Annotated in this window: 16 protein-coding genes; 4 read left to right on the forward strand and 12 right to left on the reverse strand. The window is 69.8% G+C overall.

Going from position 1 to position 17,177, the window contains the following annotated elements; translation table 11 throughout:
* Positions 1-599: 599 nt before the first annotated feature.
* Both bldC and OG844_RS25925 read right to left on the reverse strand, forming a co-directional pair.
* Positions 600-806 (reverse strand): developmental transcriptional regulator BldC, encoded by a 207-nt coding sequence (gene bldC / locus OG844_RS25920; protein WP_003949541.1) that lies wholly within the window; start codon positions 804-806, stop codon positions 600-602.
* 665 nt (positions 807-1,471) lie between these two features.
* Positions 1,472-2,317, reverse strand: a complete 846-nt coding sequence (locus OG844_RS25925; protein WP_406393468.1) for a hypothetical protein — start codon at positions 2,315-2,317, stop codon at positions 1,472-1,474.
* Between the two features lie 176 nt (positions 2,318-2,493).
* On the opposite strand from OG844_RS25925, the gene OG844_RS25930 reads away from it, so the two are divergent.
* Both OG844_RS25930 and OG844_RS25935 read left to right on the forward strand, forming a co-directional pair.
* Positions 2,494-3,576 carry a Leu/Phe/Val dehydrogenase gene (locus OG844_RS25930; protein WP_406393470.1) on the forward strand — a complete coding sequence of 361 codons (1,083 nt, stop codon included), beginning with the start codon at positions 2,494-2,496 and terminating at the stop codon, positions 3,574-3,576.
* Positions 3,577-3,927: 351 nt separating this feature from the next.
* Positions 3,928-4,185 carry a DUF3073 domain-containing protein gene (locus OG844_RS25935; protein WP_033296941.1) on the forward strand — a complete coding sequence of 86 codons (258 nt, stop codon included), beginning with the start codon at positions 3,928-3,930 and terminating at the stop codon, positions 4,183-4,185.
* Positions 4,186-4,314: 129 nt separating this feature from the next.
* Here OG844_RS25935 and purM read toward each other — a convergent pair whose 3' ends face one another.
* Together purM and purF are read right to left on the reverse strand one after the other, a co-directional pair.
* Positions 4,315-5,382: a phosphoribosylformylglycinamidine cyclo-ligase gene (purM, locus tag OG844_RS25940; protein ID WP_406393472.1), complete on the reverse strand. Its 1,068-nt coding sequence runs from the start codon at positions 5,380-5,382 to the stop codon at positions 4,315-4,317.
* A 60-nt stretch (positions 5,383-5,442) separates the two neighbouring features.
* A complete protein-coding gene (purF, locus tag OG844_RS25945; protein ID WP_351169975.1) occupies positions 5,443-6,969 on the reverse strand; it encodes an amidophosphoribosyltransferase in 1,527 nt (508 codons plus the stop codon).
* Positions 6,970-7,582: 613 nt separating this feature from the next.
* On the opposite strand from purF, the gene OG844_RS25950 reads away from it, so the two are divergent.
* Both OG844_RS25950 and OG844_RS25955 read left to right on the forward strand, forming a co-directional pair.
* Complete coding sequence (locus OG844_RS25950; protein ID WP_351169978.1) at positions 7,583-7,675, forward strand: putative leader peptide; 93 nt, start codon at positions 7,583-7,585, stop codon at positions 7,673-7,675.
* A gap of 207 nt (positions 7,676-7,882) precedes the next feature.
* Positions 7,883-9,349 (forward strand): sulfatase, encoded by a 1,467-nt coding sequence (locus OG844_RS25955; RefSeq protein WP_406393474.1) that lies wholly within the window; start codon positions 7,883-7,885, stop codon positions 9,347-9,349.
* Between the two features lie 19 nt (positions 9,350-9,368).
* Here OG844_RS25955 and OG844_RS25960 read toward each other — a convergent pair whose 3' ends face one another.
* The 8 genes from OG844_RS25960 to purS form a co-directional block, all read right to left on the reverse strand.
* Positions 9,369-10,196 (reverse strand): META domain-containing protein, encoded by an 828-nt coding sequence (locus tag OG844_RS25960; RefSeq protein ID WP_406396257.1) that lies wholly within the window; start codon positions 10,194-10,196, stop codon positions 9,369-9,371.
* A gap of 37 nt (positions 10,197-10,233) precedes the next feature.
* Complete coding sequence (locus OG844_RS25965) at positions 10,234-11,037, reverse strand: sterol carrier family protein (protein WP_406393475.1); 804 nt, start codon at positions 11,035-11,037, stop codon at positions 10,234-10,236.
* Positions 11,038-11,088: 51 nt separating this feature from the next.
* Complete coding sequence (locus OG844_RS25970; RefSeq protein WP_406393477.1) at positions 11,089-12,378, reverse strand: hypothetical protein; 1,290 nt, start codon at positions 12,376-12,378, stop codon at positions 11,089-11,091.
* 44 nt (positions 12,379-12,422) lie between these two features.
* Positions 12,423-13,256, reverse strand: coding sequence for a M23 family metallopeptidase (locus OG844_RS25975; protein ID WP_406393479.1), 834 nt, complete (start codon positions 13,254-13,256; stop codon positions 12,423-12,425).
* A 35-nt stretch (positions 13,257-13,291) separates the two neighbouring features.
* The gene (locus tag OG844_RS25980) at positions 13,292-13,819 is read right to left on the reverse strand and encodes an ArsR/SmtB family transcription factor (RefSeq protein ID WP_406393480.1); all 528 of its coding nucleotides are present in this window, start codon (positions 13,817-13,819) and stop codon (positions 13,292-13,294) included.
* A 106-nt stretch (positions 13,820-13,925) separates the two neighbouring features.
* Complete coding sequence (gene purL, locus OG844_RS25985; RefSeq protein ID WP_406393481.1) at positions 13,926-16,175, reverse strand: phosphoribosylformylglycinamidine synthase subunit PurL; 2,250 nt, start codon at positions 16,173-16,175, stop codon at positions 13,926-13,928.
* Positions 16,172-16,852 (reverse strand): phosphoribosylformylglycinamidine synthase subunit PurQ, encoded by a 681-nt coding sequence (purQ, locus tag OG844_RS25990; protein ID WP_351169996.1) that lies wholly within the window; start codon positions 16,850-16,852, stop codon positions 16,172-16,174. The genes purL and purQ overlap by 4 nt, the downstream gene beginning before the upstream one ends.
* Positions 16,849-17,118 carry a phosphoribosylformylglycinamidine synthase subunit PurS gene (gene purS / locus OG844_RS25995; protein WP_406393482.1) on the reverse strand — a complete coding sequence of 90 codons (270 nt, stop codon included), beginning with the start codon at positions 17,116-17,118 and terminating at the stop codon, positions 16,849-16,851. Before purS ends, purQ begins: the two co-directional genes overlap by 4 nt.
* Between the last annotated feature and the right edge of the window lie 59 nt (positions 17,119-17,177).

A 17,177-nucleotide genomic window follows, 5' to 3' on the forward strand; every position in this document is an offset into this window, starting at 1 on the left:
CGGCCGCCGACATCCGCCTCCGGGCCGTGAAAGGCCTTTAGTTGGCCGGGCGCGCGGTTGGCAAGACAGGGTCGGTGTGACGGGAGTCACCGAACGAGTTTTGAGAAGTGGGCACTTTACTCCCTTCCTACAACTAGCGAATTTAATATGTGCAATTGCACTGCGCATGAGGCACATCCCGGACCGTTCCGTCCGAGCTGCCCCACGACGTCCGGGACCCACCCGAACAGGCCCGAACAGGCTCGCCCACAGTCGTACGCCGGCCCCCGGAAACCGACTCGTCGGCCTGTTCGGGCATCGACGGGGCGTCAGGGGGGCAGACGGGCACAGGAGACGGACAGGGGGCGGGCAGGACGGCGGACGAGCCGGGGCGCGGGGATGCCGGGCAGGCGGGGCGGCTCCGCGGGCGCCGAGGGCCCGCAGGGCACAAAAAAGATCGCGCTGGACCCGGCGGAGTCCAGCGCGATCGAACGACGCACCCTTATTGCGCAGGTATGACGCCCGTTGGGGCAGGCGTCCGTCGTGTGGAGCTATAGGTGGGCACTGTGGGTTGGGGGACCCGGCAGTAGCCCTGTTATGGCTGCGGCGGCAGGGGTGTGTCAGGCCTCGCTGCGCTGCTGCGGAATACCCGCAAGCAGTGCGCGGACCTCTGCCTCGCGGTACCGGCGATGTCCACCGAGCGTGCGGATGGACGTGAGCTTGCCAGCCTTTGCCCACCGGGTGACCGTCTTCGGGTCCACGCGGAACATCGTGGCAACCTCAGCCGGGGTCAGCAGCGGCTCGGCATCAGGGGTGCGAGCGGTCATGAGCGGCCTCCTCGGGAGAACCGAACCATCTCGGTTCTTTCCTCTAAATTCTGCACCTTGACCCGCGTTGCCCGAAATGGCGGACGCGGGCCGAGTCGGTTATAGGACGAACGGCTTGTCCTCGGCACTACAACTACACCATCCGTCCAGCCACGTCGGCCAAACCGATGGAATTGCCCTCCCAGGTGTTCATCAGCGACGGAAGCCGATGGACCATGCCATAGCGGACAGTCACGCCCCAGTAACGATCAGTCACAGGGCGACCAGGAGTCATCAGAAGTCGTCAGACCCCCCATGAGCATGTAATGCCAAGTATTTCGCCCAAAGTTGGGCGAACAGAGTCCTCCCCGGACTCCTTGTCCTATTTTGGCATGAGGAGTAGGGAAGGGCGCAAGGGCCCCGTAAGTGCCGTCCGTCACCCTTGAGGCAAAGGCCCGGTTCGGGACGTAGGTCCTGGGCCTCCGGAGCGGCCTCCCACCTCGTGTGTCACACGCGTCACACAGGCTGCGGGTTCACGGCTCGTCAGTTCCCGTCAGGGCATCCCCGTTCACCTCCGCCCGGCACCCTCGGCATCCGCCTATGCCGGACACCTCACGGGATGTCTCTTCCCTTCCGATCACACCGCTATGCGACAGTTCGCGGGATTTCACACAACTTCGGAGTCGTCAGTTGGCGGACTGCCGGTCGCGGACCGCCCGCCACCGCTCGGCGAGACGTCCGTACGCGACACCGGCCGCGTCGCTGTCGCCGGCCTTCAGCGCCGCGATGCCCTCGGCCACATCCGCCGCCGACCGGTCGGCGGCGAGCTGCTCACGGGGCAGCGCGTGCACCAGGCCTCCGTAGTCCAGTTCCACCAGGGCGCGCGGATGGAACTCCTCGAGCCAGCGGCCCACATCCACCAGGCCCTCGGTCAGCGGCCCTTCGTCGACCGTCTCGCGCAGCGTCCTGAGCGCCCGCGCCAGCCGACGCCGCGCCTGCACCATCGGCGTGCGGTAGCGCAGCAGGGGCTGGGCACCGTCGGCGTCCGCCTCGACGTACTCGCGCTCCTCGTCGTCGAACAGGACGAACCAGCGCACCGGGACGTGCCACACCGTCGTCCGGATCCAGGGACGGGCGTCCGGGTTCCGCTCCGCCCACCGCTCGTAGTCCGCGATCGCCTGCCCCCGCACCACCGGGGGAAGCACCGCGTCCAGCACCGTGGCGGGAAACAGCCCCCCGAGCTCCTCCAGCGCCAGCCAGCCCCGCATCCGGGTCCGCCACGGACAGACGCAGACCGCCCCGTCCAGCTCCGCCACGAAGGCGTCCCCGCTCTCGTGCACGGGCACCCCCACCGGCGGGGTGGACACCAAGCCCGCCAGCGAGCGACGCAGTTCGTCCTGCGCCGTGGGGAGCACGGAACGCTGCGCGTAGCGCGCCCAGTGACTGCGTTCGGGCTCCCGGAAGGCGGCGAGCGGCTCGTACACCCGCAGGTAGGACGTGTAAGGGACGAGCACTGAAGACACCACCGACATGCAGCAAATCGTGTCACGCCGGTACTCCGCCAGGGGGTGATCCTCGGCACTGGAACAGATCTGCGTGTCCCGAGGACTTACGCTCTTGCCCAGTCGGACCGGCACGGCCGGTCCGACTGGGGCCCTCCCCACCTTCAGGAGGGTCTTCCGCCGCTTCGTACTTGGGAGTCACCACAGTGACCAATCTGACCGACGGCGTCCTGCACACCCTGTTCCACTCGGATCAGGGAGGCCACGAACAAGTCGTGATCTGCCAGGACCGTGACAGCGGCCTCAAGGCCGTCATCGCCCTCCACTCCACCGCCCTGGGTCCCGCCCTCGGCGGCACCCGCTTCTATCCGTACGCCTCCGAGGAGGAGGCCGTCGCGGATGCGCTGAACCTGTCGCGCGGCATGTCGTACAAGAACGCCATGGCCGGCCTGGACCACGGTGGCGGCAAGGCCGTCATCATCGGCGACCCGGAGACCGTCAAGTCCGAGGAACTGCTCCTGGCCTACGGCCGTTTCGTGGCCTCGCTCGGCGGGCGCTACGTGACCGCCTGTGATGTCGGCACGTACGTCGCCGACATGGACGTCGTCGCCCGGGAGTGCCGCTGGACCACCGGCCGCTCCCCCGAGAACGGCGGCGCCGGGGACTCCTCCGTCCTCACCGCGTTCGGTGTCTTCCAGGGCATGCGCGCCTCCGCCCAGCACCTGTGGGGCGACCCCACGCTGCGCGGCCGCAAGGTGGGCGTCGCGGGCGTCGGCAAGGTGGGTCACCACCTGGTCGAGCACCTGCTCAGCGACGGCGCCCAGGTCGTCATCACGGATGTACGCGAGGAGTCGGTACGCCGGATCACCGACCTGCACCCCGAGGTCTCCGTGGCCGCGGACACCGCCGCGCTGATCCGTACCGAGGGACTCGACATCTACGCCCCGTGCGCACTCGGCGGAGCGCTGAACGACGACACCGTGCCCGTCCTCACCGCCAAGGTGGTGTGCGGCGCGGCCAACAACCAGCTCGCGCACCCGGGTGTCGAGAAGGACCTCGCCGACCGCGCGATCCTGTACGCACCCGACTACGTGGTGAACGCCGGTGGCGTGATCCAGGTCGCCGATGAGCTCCACGGTTTCGACTTCGACCGGTGCAAGGCGAAGGCTTCAAAGATCTTCGACACCACGCTGGCCATATTCGCACGTGCGAAGGAGGACGGGATTCCGCCGGCCGCCGCGGCCGACAGGATCGCCGAGCAGCGCATGGCCGAGGCCCGTCGCCGCTGACGCTTCGCCCGATTCACCCGACGGCCATCGGCCCGTCATCGGCCTGTGCAGTGCCGGTGACGGGCCGGTGGCTGCCCGGTGCCCTGCCGGTACGCCGGACGGGGAGACAAGGCTCACGCCGGTCGGCGGGTCGGCCGTCCGCAAGAGGTTAAAATCGCGGTTGACCAGCGAGGACGGGCTCCTCGGTGGTCCTGTACCGAGGCACGTGATGCGGGCGGCGTACCGTATGGCCGAGGAAGCAGGTACGGTTAAAGCCACGGGCGCGGTCTCTCAGCCGAGAGTCCGTCCTGAAACATGAACGCGTGTCAAGACTCTGGGGCCGTCGAGCCCCGTCACCGAGGGGGTCGAGCCATGGGGCGCGGCCGGGCAAAGGCCAAGCAGACCAAGGTCGCCCGTCAGCTGAAGTACAGCAGCGGCGGGACTGACCTGTCGCGTCTGGCCAATGAGCTGGGCGCATCACCTTCGAGTCAGCCACCGAACGCTGAGCCGTTCGAGGACGACGACGAGGAAGATGACCCGTACGCACAGTACGCGGATCAGTACAACGACGACGAGGACGCGGACGAGGACGACCAGTCCGGTCCGTCGTCACAGCGCCGCGGCGCTTGACCTCGCGCTGACACATCAACCCGGTCCGGGCCTGCCCGGACCGGGTTCTGTGCTGTCCCGGTGCGGACGGGTGGGGCCGGCCCCGCCTCACGCCGGTCCGGAGTGTGCCGGACCGGCGTTCGTGGCGTTCTACCGTGCGTAGCTGCCGGTCAGTTCGGCGCCCGAGGTGTACGCGCCGCGGTCGGTGATCTCACCCGCGACCCAGGAGTCGACACCCCGGTCGGCCAGGGTCGTGAGCGCGGCGTCCACCGAGTCGGCGGGAACGATCGCGATCATGCCGACACCCATGTTGAGCGTCTTCTCGAGCTCCAGCTGTTCGACCTGTCCGGCCTTGCCGACCACGTCGAAGACGGCGCCGGGCGTCCACGTCGAACGGTCGACCGTGGCGTGCAGCGAGTCCGGGACGACCCGGGCCAGGTTGTTGGCCAGGCCGCCGCCGGTGACGTGGCTGAAGCCGTGCACCTCGGTCGTACGGGTCAGCGCCAGACAGTCCAGGGAGTAGATCCTGGTGGGCTCCAGGAGCTCCTCGCCGAGCGTCCGGCCGAACTCCTCGATCTCCCGGTCCAGGGCCCAGCCGGCCCGGTCGAAGACCACGTGGCGCACGAGCGAGTACCCGTTGGAGTGAAGACCCGACGACGCCATCGCGATCACGGCGTCACCCTTACGGATACGGTCCGGGCCCAGCAGCCGGTCGGCCTCCACCACACCCGTGCCCGCGCCCGCGACATCGAAGTCGTCGGGGCCGAGCAGACCCGGGTGCTCCGCGGTCTCGCCGCCGATCAGCGCGCAGCCTGCCAGGACGCAGCCTTCGGCGATGCCCTTCACGATGGCCGCGACACGCTCGGGGTGCACCTTGCCGACACAGATGTAGTCGGTCATGAAGAGCGGTTCGGCACCACAGACGACCAGGTCGTCCACGACCATGCCGACGAGGTCGTGGCCGATCGTGTCGTACACGCCCATCTGCCGGGCCAGATCGACCTTCGTGCCCACGCCGTCGGTGGCGGACGCGAGCAGCGGGCGCTCGTAGCGCTTGAGTGCCGAGGCGTCGAAGAGGCCGGCGAATCCGCCGATGCCCCCCAGGACCTCGGGGCGCTTCGTCTTCTTCACCCACTCCTTCATCAGCTCGACGGCGCGGTCACCGGCTTCGATGTCGACGCCCGCCGCCGCGTAGGAAGCACCTGTTGTCTCAGACATTGCCTGGGATCTTTCGTGTGGGAATACGGGGCTGGTGGGGAGGGAGCCGGTCGGTCCGGATCACGGACGACGCAGCGCGTCGGCCGCCGCGGTCGCGGCGGGGCCGGCCGCCAGCTCGGTCTCCAGCAGCTGCTTGCCGAGCAGCTCCGGGTCCGGGAGCTCCATCGGGTATTCACCGTCGAAGCAGGCGCGGCACAGGTTCGGCTTGTCGATCGTCGTCGCCTCGATCATCGCGTCGAGCGAGATGTACGAGAGCGAGTCGGCACCCATCGAGGTGGCGATCTCGTCGACGGACATGCCGTTGGCGATCAGTTCGGCGCGGGTCGCGAAGTCGATGCCGAAGAAGCAGGGCCACTTCACGGGCGGGGAGGAGATCCGGATGTGGATCTCGGCGGCGCCCGCCTCACGGAGCATCCGGACCAGAGCGCGCTGGGTGTTGCCGCGGACGATCGAGTCGTCGACGACCACCAGGCGCTTGCCCTTGATGACTTCCTTGAGCGGATTCAGCTTGAGGCGGATACCCAGCTGGCGAATGGTCTGGGACGGCTGGATGAAGGTCCGGCCGACGTAGGCGTTCTTGACCAGTCCGGCACCGAAGGGAATTCCGCTCGCCTCGGCGTAGCCGATGGCCGCGGGAGTGCCCGACTCCGGCGTCGCTATGACCAGATCGGCCTCGACAGGAGCCTCGGCCGCCAGCCTCCGGCCCATCTCGACCCGGGAGAGGTAGACGTTGCGCCCGGCGATGTCGGTGTCGGGGCGGGCCAGGTACACGTACTCGAAGACGCAGCCCTTGGGCTTCGCTTCTGCGAAGCGCGAGGTGCGCAGGCCGTTCTCGTCGATGGCGACGAGTTCGCCCGGCTCGATCTCGCGAACGAAGCTGGCACCGCAGATGTCGAGGGCGGCGGACTCGGAGGCCACCACCCAGCCACGCTCCAGGCGACCGAGCACCAGAGGGCGGATGCCCTGCGGGTCACGGGCTGCGTAGAGGGTGTGCTCGTCCATGAAGACGAGCGAGAAGGCGCCCTTGACCTCGGGGAGCACCTTTGCGGCGGCCTCCTCGATGGTGAGCGGCTTGCCGTCCTCATCCGTCTGGCCGGCGAGCAGCGCGGTCACCAGGTCGGTGTCGTTGGTCGCTGCCACCTGGGTGGCACGGCCGTCCTTGCGGGGAAGGTCGGCGACCATCTCGGCGAGCTGGGCCGTATTGACCAGGTTGCCGTTGTGACCCAGGGCGATCGAGCCGTGCGCGGTGGCACGGAACGTCGGCTGCGCGTTCTCCCACACCGAGGCACCGGTGGTGGAGTAGCGGGCATGACCGACCGCGATATGGCCCTGGAGGGAACCCAGAGACGTTTCGTCGAAGACCTGCGAGACCAGTCCCATGTCCTTGAAGACCAGGATCTGGGACCCGTTGCTCACTGCGATGCCCGCGGACTCCTGTCCACGGTGCTGCAGGGCATACAGTCCGAAATAGGTGAGCTTGGCGACCTCTTCGCCCGGAGCCCAGACACCGAAGACGCCGCAAGCGTCCTGGGGGCCTTTCTCTCCGGGGAGCAGGTCGTGGTTGAGTCGTCCATCACCACGAGGCACGGCACCGAGTGTAGGCGAGATCGACCACCGGTCCGAATTGGGGAAGCGCCGCACACGGCCTGCGGGAGCACCGCGGACGTGGCGGGAACGGGTTCCGACGGGCCGTTCCGGGTGACACCCAGTGATCACACGGAGTGATCACGGCCGGTACGCCGGAGAGCCTCTCCGTGGGCGGGGGGCAGTCGGCGCCCGGATGAGCGGCTGGTTACCGGCCGGTTCGGGCGGGCCGTCGAGAGGGCGGCGCACGGCCCTGTCGTGGCACTCGGTGAGCCGGGCCCCGGTGCCGGACGGGCATCGGCCGCCCACTCGTTTCGTGGTGAGCCTCACACTCGGGGGCCGCGGTCGAGGGGCCCGCGGGGCGATCCGAAGAGCCTGGAGCGGATCCGCACGAGGGCCAGGGGGCCTTCCCGATGCCACGTGACGTGCCCGGGCTGCGGCGGGGACGACGTCCCGAGGTCCGCGCGGCGGCGCGGGCGACGGCGAGGGTCCCTTCCGGGAGTCCACGTGCCGGCCCGGGCGGCACGTGGCCCCTCCTGTTCGCAGTGCGAGACCGGCGTCCGCAGTACGAGACCGGCGTTGACAGGCTCATGGCCCGTTGGCAGGCTCCTGCCTCATGCAGCCCTCCGGTGATCTTTCGGTCCCGCTTGTAGAGCGCCGCCACGTCGATCTGGGACGTGTCGCGAGCGCCATCTGTCGCTGCGCCTGAGCCTGCCGCACTTCCGGGCCTCGCGCCCCGGCCCCGTACTTCCGGGGCGCATGAGCCGAGCCCGCTCCTCCTCCCGCTTCTCCCTTTCTGCCCGCTCATGGCCGGGTGCGTTCCCGCACGCCCCCGCCCCTGACGGGACCCCCGTCGCGTTCGTCCACCTCGTGCGTCCTGTCCCGACCGGCGCCCGGGGCCCGCCCTGGAGACTTCATGCCCCCTCGCGATTCGAATACCAGTTCCCTTCGGCGATCCGCCTCACCACTGAGCCGTCGCGCCTTCACCACCGCGGTGGGCGCTACCGCCGCCACCGCGGCCGTCGGGGTGCAGGCCGCCTCACCGGCCGCGGCGGCTTCCGGGCCGGCTTCCGGCGACGCGGTGCGGGAGCAGCCGTTCCGTGCCGCCCGCGGCAAGCACTCGCGGCGGCCCAACATCCTGTTCATCCTCGGGGACGACCTCGGCTGGGCGGACCTCTCCTCGTACGGGGCCCCGCACATCCGGACTCCCCACCTGGACAGGCTCGGCCGCCAGGGGGTCCGGTTCACGGACGCGTACGCGGGGTCCGCCACCTGCTCCCCCACCCGGTTCAGCCTCTACACGGGGCGCTATCCGGGACGTACGAAGGGCGGACTCGCCGAGCCCATCGCGGACAGGTCCGTGGGCCTCGAACCGACGCACCCGACGCTCGCCTCGCTGCTGCGCGGCGCCGGCTACTCCACCGCGCTGATCGGCAAGTGGCACTGCGGCTATCTGCCCGACTACAGCCCGACCAGGTCCGGCTGGGACGAGTTCTTCGGCAATTTCGGCGGGGCGCTCGAGTACTACTCCAAGCTCGGGCTCGGCGGTGAGTACGACCTGTACGAGGGCGACGCCGAGTACAAGGACCTGCGCTACTACACCCGGATCCTGACGGAGCGCGCGAGCGAGTACGTCCAGCGGGACCACGACGCGCCCTGGCTCCTCAACCTGAACTTCACCACTCCGCACTGGCCGTGGATCGCGGACGGCGACACCGAGGAGAGCGCCGAGATCGTCCGGCGCATCAAGGCGGGCGACACCAGCGCGCTGTGGAACGCCGACGGCGGCTCGGTCCAGAAGTACACCGAGATGGTCGAGGACCTGGACCGCTCCGTCGGCGAGGTGCTGAAGGCCCTGAAGCGGTCCGGCCAGGAGGAGGACACCCTGGTCTTCTTCGCCAGTGACAACGGCGGCGAGCGCTTCTCCTACAACTGGCCGCTGTCCGGCAACAAGAGCTCGCTCCAGGAGGGCGGCATCCGTGTCCCCGCGGTGCTGCGCTGGCCCGCCCGGATCGACGCTCACCAGGTCAGCGACCTGCCCGTGTTCTCGCCCGACTGGACCGCGACGCTCCTGGAGCTGGGCGGCGCCCGGCCTGACCCCGCCTATCCGCTGGACGGCATCAGCCTCGCCGGGTACCTGCTGCGCGACGAGGAACCGAAGGAGCGCGACCTGTTCTGGCGGGTGCGCGGGGAGCGGGCGCTGCGCCGCGGTGACTGGAAGTACTACCGGGGGAAGGCCGGCACCGACCAGCTGTTCGAGCTGGCCGACGACCAGCGGGAACAGGCGAACCGGGCGGCGGCCGAGCCGGAGCTGCTGGCCGAACTGCGGGCGTCGTGGGAGAGGACGAACGCCGGTCTGCTCCCGTATCCGACGGGTTCCTGATCCCGCGGTTCGCTCGGGATCAGCCCTTGGCCGCCGGGGCCGACGCGCCGAGTCCCTTGCCGTTCTCCGCGGTGAGGGACAAGGTGCGGTGCCCGATCGTGTACGTCGTCTTCCCCTTGAGGACACCGAGCAGCGTGCGCTCCAGCTCCATCTCGGGCCCCGGGCACATCTTCCGCGTGGAGGAGAGCGGGCCGAAGGTGATCGAGGAACCGGTGACCTTCGCCCTGCCGTGGAAGGAGTTGCAGCCGAGGCTGCCTTCCACGGAGCCGTCCTTGCCGAAGGTGAGGTGTGCCCTGCCCTCCGTACCCGCGGGCAAGGAGGTGGCGGTGCTCCCGGATACCAGCCCGGTGACCTTCCAGGCGGTTCCGGTCAGCGGGGCCGAGGGCTGCGCGGTGAGGGCGATGGAGTCGCCCTCGGCCGTGGTCAAGGTCAGGGCCCTGTCGGCGCCCCGGCCCGTGACTGCCGCCTTGAGCTTGCCGCTGAAGGTGCGGCCCATCGCCTTCTCGAACTTCTGGAGATCCTCCTCGCAGCCCATCTCGGTGGTGGTGCCCTCCCCGACGGTGACCGTGTCGCCGTCGATGCGGACGTCCGCGGTGAAGCGGTTGCAGCCCAGATTGCCGCTCGCCCTGCCCTGGGAGTCGATCTCGACGTGGGCACCCGCTGGAGCAGCGGTCTTCTTCCCGCCGACGGTGAGGGAGGACACGCTCCAGTGGACACCGGTGACGGGCAGTTCGGTCCGTACGGTTCCGCTGCCGTCTCCGGATCCTGCTCCGGAGCCCGACTCCGTACCGCAGGCGGCAAGGGTGAGGACGGCCAGGACGCTGACAGCCATACGTTGTTTGTGCATGGCCATGGGACGGATCGCGTAGCCGATCCGGTTCCCCTCAGCCCATCAGTGGGAGCAGATGGGCCAGATCGGCCCGCTCACCACTGGCCCCGACCTGCGCATCGTGGAGCGCCCGCGCCCACTGGGTACGGCCGGTGGCGAGCCGGATCCAGGTGAGCGGATCCGTCTCCACGACATTGGGCGGGGTACCACGGGTGTGCTTGGGGCCACCGATGCACTGGACGACCGCGAACGGCGGGACGCGCACCTCGACGGACCCGCCGGGCGCCTTGTCGGCGAGTGCGTCGGCGAGCAGCCGCGTGCACGCGGCGAGCGCCTGACGGTCGTACGGGATGTCGAGGCCGGTCGCCCGGTGGAGGTCGTCCGTGTGCACGACGAGCTCGACGGTACGGGTGACCAGGAAGTCGCCCAGCCGCATGGTGCCCGCCCGGGTCGTCACCAGCCGCTCGGGCACCGCGGCGGGCACCAGCTCCCCGAACCTGGTGGCGGTCAGTTCGTACAGCGCGTCGAGGTCGGGCCATTCCTCGGCCAGTGCCCGGGTGGCGTCGGCGATCGCCCCGGCGCGCCCGGCCGTGGAGAGCGGCCACTCCAGCAGGGTGAGTCCGGGCTTCGGTCCGCCGGCCGGTTCGGGCAGCTCCAGGCTGTCGCTGACCCGTCCGAGGGCCATCGTCATGTGCGCGGCCAAGTCCCGTACGGTCCACTCGCCCAATCGGGCCGGCAGGGCCAGCTGTTCGGGCGCGAGACCGCGAACGGCTTCCCGCACGTGGCCGAACTGGGCCAGGACCGCGGTCAGGGTCCTGGAGTAGTCGTACGCGCGCATGCGCTTCTTGGCCGGTGGCATGGGAGCGAGACTAACCGGCGCCTGTGACAACGACCGCTGGTCGTTCTCGGATCAACTCCGGGCGAAGTCGGCCTTCTCGGGGAAGGTGACGCCGGTGCAGCCGCGGCGTTCGGTCGCTTCGTCGACGTATGCCCGGAACAGTGCTTCCAGCCGGTCGGCGACTATTCGGTCGTACGGGTAGGCCACCCACATCACGTGCACGGCGGGCCGGCCTCCGCAGACGGAGGACGCCCACCAGACGCCGCTGGAGTCGGTGCCCGCGGTGCCCGGGGCAAGCTCGGCCGGCCTGAGAGTCTCGTTGCTCAGAAGCCCTCGCGTCCCGTCTCCGACGTACGTCTCGGTCTTCACCCACCAGGGGGAGTACTTCAGTACGTCCTCCAGCTTCTGCGGGTCGTCCGCGGTCTTCGCGTAACCGGGGTAGATCCTCCGGGTCTCCTTCTCCCCGACCGCCAGCACGCAGGCGTCATGGTCGCCGGCCCTGCCCGCAGGGGCGGCCAGCGACCGGTCGGGGAGCTGCTCGCGGCCCTCCGCGGTCAGGAAGCGCCGGTACCAGGCGCAGGTGCCGCCCGTGCTCGCCGGGGCGCCGAGCTCCAGCTTCGGCTCGGCCAGTGTCGCGGGAAGCTCGGGGAGTTCCGCCGTGCACCCCGTCCGCCCGGCAGCCCGGACCGCCGCCTGACGCGCCAGGCCGGCGAGCGTGCGGCGGTCCTCGGACGTGACGGGCTCGTCGTACCGGGCGACGGCGGTCGCCTCCATGGAGGAGACCGCGCCCCCCTTCGCGCACAACGCCCGGGCCGTCACCTTGTACTCGTCGTAGTCGCCCAGGCGCCCGTCTCCGAGCGGGTGAGGGAGCGCGTGGCGCACCACGAGGGCCGGCTCGTCGGCCGTGTACCGGGAGCGGAAGGGCCGGTCGGACTCTTCGTCGATCTCGGTCTCGTCCTCCTCGGACTCCTCGGCGTCCGGGTCCGCCGCATGCCGGACGAGGGCCAGCGAGAAGTGCCCGTACGTCGTCCCCGGATCGCCGACCCGGTAGACGAGACAGCCGCTGGACCGCTCGTCGGTGTCGGCCTCGTGTTCGTCGGAGAGCTCGACCCGGTTGACGCCGCCGTTGAGCCCGAGGACGGGGTCGGGATCGATGAGACCGCCGCACGCCGCTGTGATGCGTTCACGGCTCTCGGACCGGTCGCGGAGGTCGATCAGCTCCAGGGCGAAGGCCCAGACACTGAGGCCGATGCCGGCCACGGCGAGCACGCACAGCAGCTTGTTGGAGGCGTTCCCCCAGGGCCCGCGGTCGGGCCATTCCCTTGCAGCACCGCCCTGTTGCGCACTTCCCCGCTCGTCCACCGTCGTCCCCCCGTACATCACAACGTGTAACGATCGCCAAGCTATCAGCCGCTGCTGACAGCCTCGTCCGCGACGAACGCCTCGCCGTTCGCCGGGATGCCGAGGCCCCGCCAGGTGAAGGGAACCCCGCGGCCCACATCGAGGTCCGGGTGGTCCATCAGCTGGAAGTGCACATGCGGTTCGGTCGAGTTGCCCGAATTCCCGCACAGGGCGAGCTGCTGTCCCACCCGTACGGTGTCCCCCGCCCTCACCTGGAGCGAGCCGCGCCGTAGATGGGCGTACACGGCGTACGTACCGTCGCCGACGTCGAGCACGATGTGGTTGCCGACGATCCTGCCCGCGCCGGCCATGTCGCGGACGGACGCCTCGACCAGCATCAGATAGGCGAGCGCCGGGCCGGAGTTCCGGCTGAGGTGGTCGCGCTGCCCGTCGCTCGCGTGCACCACGGTGCCGTCCGCCACCGCGAGGACCGGGGCGCCGAACGCGGGGAAGTCCTGGTTGCGGCGGACGACGGGCCACAGCCACCGGAACGGCGGGCGTACGGGGACGCCTTCACCCTCCGGGTCGGCCACGATGTCGATCGCGTACGTCTGTCCGTAGCCGTGCGTACCGTGGCTGGGCACCTTGTCCGCCGGACTGTTGAGCGCGGTCCACCGGCCCGTCACCGGCGGACCGACCTCCACCGGCGGGCCCGCCTTCGCCAGCTGCGCTGGGCTGCGACGGCCCACGGTCAGACCGATGACGACCGCCATGCCCGCGGGCACGAACGTCAGCCCGTAGGGGACGAGCGGATCCGCGAGGACGCTCACGAGCACCAGGGCGAGGAAGACGATCCAGCAGCAGCGGTAGAGGATCATCACTGCTTTGCGCACGGGCATGACGCTTCCCCTCATCAGGTGTGGTCCGGCGCCGGTCAGGGCCGGGCGGCCGTCAGGACCACCAGCAGCGGCACCACCCGGGCCGCCGGTACCTCGTAGCGCCCGCGCCCCGTCGTGTGCAGCCAGCCCGCGCCGGTCAGCAGGCGCAGGTGGTGGTAGATCTGACCGGTCGTGCCTGTCTCGGCCAGCTCGGCCAGCTCGGCAGCGGTACGCCGGCCGCCGAGGATCTCCCGGAGCAGCCGCAGTCGTACCGGATGGCCGAGCGCGGCCAGCGGTTCGGCGGCTTCCGCCCAGTCGGGGCGGTCCTCGTCCGAACCGAGGAGCCCTGCGGTGAGTGCGCCGTACTGCCACTCGTACCGCTCACCGGCCGGCAGCCGTACCGCGCCCGTGAACAGCACCCCGCCGGCGGCGGCGGCGTCCCCGAGCCGGCCGAGCTGGTCCTTCAGCCCGTCCAGCGCCCAGAAGTCGCCGTCGCCCAGACTCGGCGACCCGCCGCCGTCCGCAGCGCCCTCCAGCACCGTCAGTCGGCGCTCCAGCTCGGCGACACGCTCCTCAAGCTCCACAGCACACACCTTACGTAATTACGTAATAGTCATCAACGGGTCTCGGGCAGGAACACCGAAGCCCCCGTCCGGTCGACCCGGACGGGGGCTTCGGTACAGGCGGAACTCAGGCGAACAGACCCTCCAGGGTCCCCTCGTGCGCCGTACGCAGCTCGCTCAGCGGAATGCTGAACTCGCCCTGGATCTCGATCTCGTCGCCGTCCACGACACCGATCCGGGCCACGGGCAGACCCCGAGCACCGCACATGTCGTTGAAGCGGAGCTCCTCGCTGCGCGGAATCGAGACGATCGCGCGCCCCGCCGACTCCGAGAACAGGAAGGTGAACGCGTCCAGACCGTCCGGCACGACCAGCCGGGCACCCTTCCCTCCGCGCAGGCAGGACTCGGTGACCGCCTGGATCAGGCCGCCGTCGGAGAGGTCGTGCGCCGCGTCGATCATGCCGTCGCGGGAGGCCGAGATCAGGATCTCGCCGAGCAGCTTCTCGCGGCCCAGGTCGACCTTGGGCGGCATGCCGCCGAGGTGCTGGTGGATGACCTCGGACCAGGCCGAGCCGCCGAACTCCTCGGTCGTGTCGCCCAGCAGGTAGAGCAGCTGGCCCTCTTCTGCGAAGGCGACCGGCGTGCGCCGGGTGACGTCGTCGATCACACCGAGCACGGCCACGACCGGCGTCGGGTGGATCGCCGTCTCACCGGTCTGGTTGTACAGCGACACGTTGCCGCCGGTGACCGGGGTGCCGAGCTCCAGGCAGCCGTCCGCGAGACCACGGGTGGCCTCGGCGAACTGCCACATGACGTCCGGGTCCTCGGGGGAGCCGAAGTTCAGGCAGTCCGAGATGGCGAGCGGCTTGGCACCGGACGCGGCGACGTTGCGGTACGACTCCGCCAGCGCGAGCTGTGCGCCCGTGTAGGGGTCGAGCTTCGCGTACCGGCCGTTGCCGTCGGTCGCCATGGCCACACCCAGGTTCGACTCCTCGTCGATCCGGACCATGCCGGCGTCCTCGGGCATCGCGAGCACGGTGTTGCCCTGCACGAAGCGGTCGTACTGGTCGGTGATCCAGGACTTGGAGGCCTGGTTCGGGGAGCCGACCAGCTTGAGGACCTGCTCGCGCAGCTCCGCGCCGTCTCCCGGACGGGCCAGCTTGCCGGCGTCGTCCGCCTGCAGCGCGTCCTGCCAGGAGGGGCGGGCGAACGGCCGGTGGTACGTCGGGCCCTCGTGGGCCACGGACCGCGGCGGTACGTCCACGATCTGCTCGCCGTGCCAGAAGATCTCCAGCTGCGAGCCCTCGGTCACCTCACCGATGACGGTGGCGATGACGTCCCACTTCTCGCAGATCTCCATGAAGCGGTCCACGTGCTGCGGCTCGACGATCGCGCACATGCGCTCCTGCGACTCGCTCATGAGGATTTCCTCGGGCGAGAGGGAGGAGTCGCGCAGCGGCACGGTGTCCAGCTCGACGCGCATACCGCCGGAGCCCGCGGAGGCCAGCTCGCTCGTGGCGCAGGAGAGCCCGGCGCCGCCGAGGTCCTGGATGCCCGCGACGAGCTTCTCCTTGAAGATCTCCAGGGTGCACTCGATGAGGAGCTTCTCCTGGAACGGGTCGCCGACCTGGACGGCGGGGCGCTTGGTGGGCTTGGTGTCGTCGAAGGTCTCCGAGGCCAGCACGGAGACGCCGCCGATGCCGTCGCCGCCGGTGCGGGCGCCGTACAGGATCACCTTGTTGCCGGGGCCGGAGGCCTGGGCCAGGTGGATGTCCTCGTGCTTCATCACGCCGATGCAGCCGGCGTTGACGAGGGGGTTGCCCTGGTAGCAGGCGTCGAAGACGACCTCGCCACCGATGTTCGGCAGGCCCAGACAGTTCCCGTAGCCGCCGATGCCCGCGACGATGCCCGGCAGGACCCGCCGGGTGTCGGGGTGGTCGGCCGCACCGAAGCGCAGCGGGTCGACGACCGCGATCGGACGGGCGCCCATGGCGAGGATGTCGCGGACGATGCCGCCGACGCCGGTGGCAGCGCCCTGGTAGGGCTCGATGTACGAGGGGTGGTTGTGCGACTCGACCTTGAAGGTGACCGCGTAGCCCTGACCCACGTCGACCACACCGGCGTTCTCGCCGATGCCGACGAGCATCGCGTCGTTCTCGGGGATCTTCTCGCCGAACTGCTTGAGGTGGACCTTGCTGCTCTTGTAGGAGCAGTGCTCGGACCACATCACGGAGTACATGGCGAGCTCGGCGCCGGTGGGACGGCGGCCCAGGATCTCGCGGATCCGGGCGTACTCGTCCTCCTTGAGGCCGAGCTCCTTCCAGGGCTGCTCGGCGTCCGGGGTTTCGGCCGCGTGCTTGACCGTGTCCAGGCTCATGCGTTGACCAGCTTCTTGATGATCGAGGTGAAGAAACCGAGGCCGTCGGTGCCGCCGGTGCCGATCAGCGGCTCCACGGCGTGCTCCGGGTGCGGCATCAGACCGACGACGTTGCCCGCGGCGTTGGTGATGCCGGCGATGTCGCGCAGCGAACCGTTCGGGTTCAGGTCGGCGTAGCGGAACGCGACGCGACCCTCGGCCTCCAGCTCGTCGAGCGTGTGCTCGTCGGCGGTGTACCGGCCGTCCACGTTCTTCAGGGGTACGGAGATCTCCTGGCCGGCGCTGTAGTCCGAGGTCCAGGCGGTCTCCGCGTTCTCCACCCGCAGCTTCTGGTCGCGGCAGATGAAGTGGAGGTGGTTGTTGCGCAGCATCGCGCCGGGCAGCAGGTGCGCCTCGGTCAGGATCTGGAAGCCGTTGCAGATGCCGAGGACCGGCATACCGGCCTTCGCCTGCTCGATGACGGTCTCCATCACCGGCGAGAAGCGCGAGATGGCGCCCGCCCGCAGATAGTCGCCGTAACTGAATCCGCCCGCCAGGATGACCGCGTCGACCTGGTGGAGGTCCTTGTCCCGGTGCCAGAGCGAAACGGGTTCGGCGCCCGCGATCCGGACGGCCCGCAGGCTGTCCCGGTCATCGAGCGTGCCGGGGAAAGTGACGACTCCGATACGAGCAGTCACTTCGGCTCCTCGGACTTCTCGTCCGCCTCGATCTTGACGACGAAGTCCTCGATGACGGTGTTGGCGAGGAAGGTCTCGGCCATCTCGTTAATACGGGCGAGGGCGGCATCGTCGACCGGCCCCTCGACCTCGAGCTCGAAACGCTTTCCCTGACGTACGTCCGCGATTCCTTCGAAGCCGAGACGGGGCAGTGCGCGCTGCACAGCCTGTCCCTGCGGGTCGAGGATCTCCGGCTTGAGCATGACGTCGACTACGACGCGTGCCACTGGCACTCCCGGTGGTGTGGTGCGGCTGTGTCTCCGAGGGGTTCCCCAGATCCCCGCGG

This window comes from Streptomyces sp. NBC_00887 (assembly GCF_045207585.1).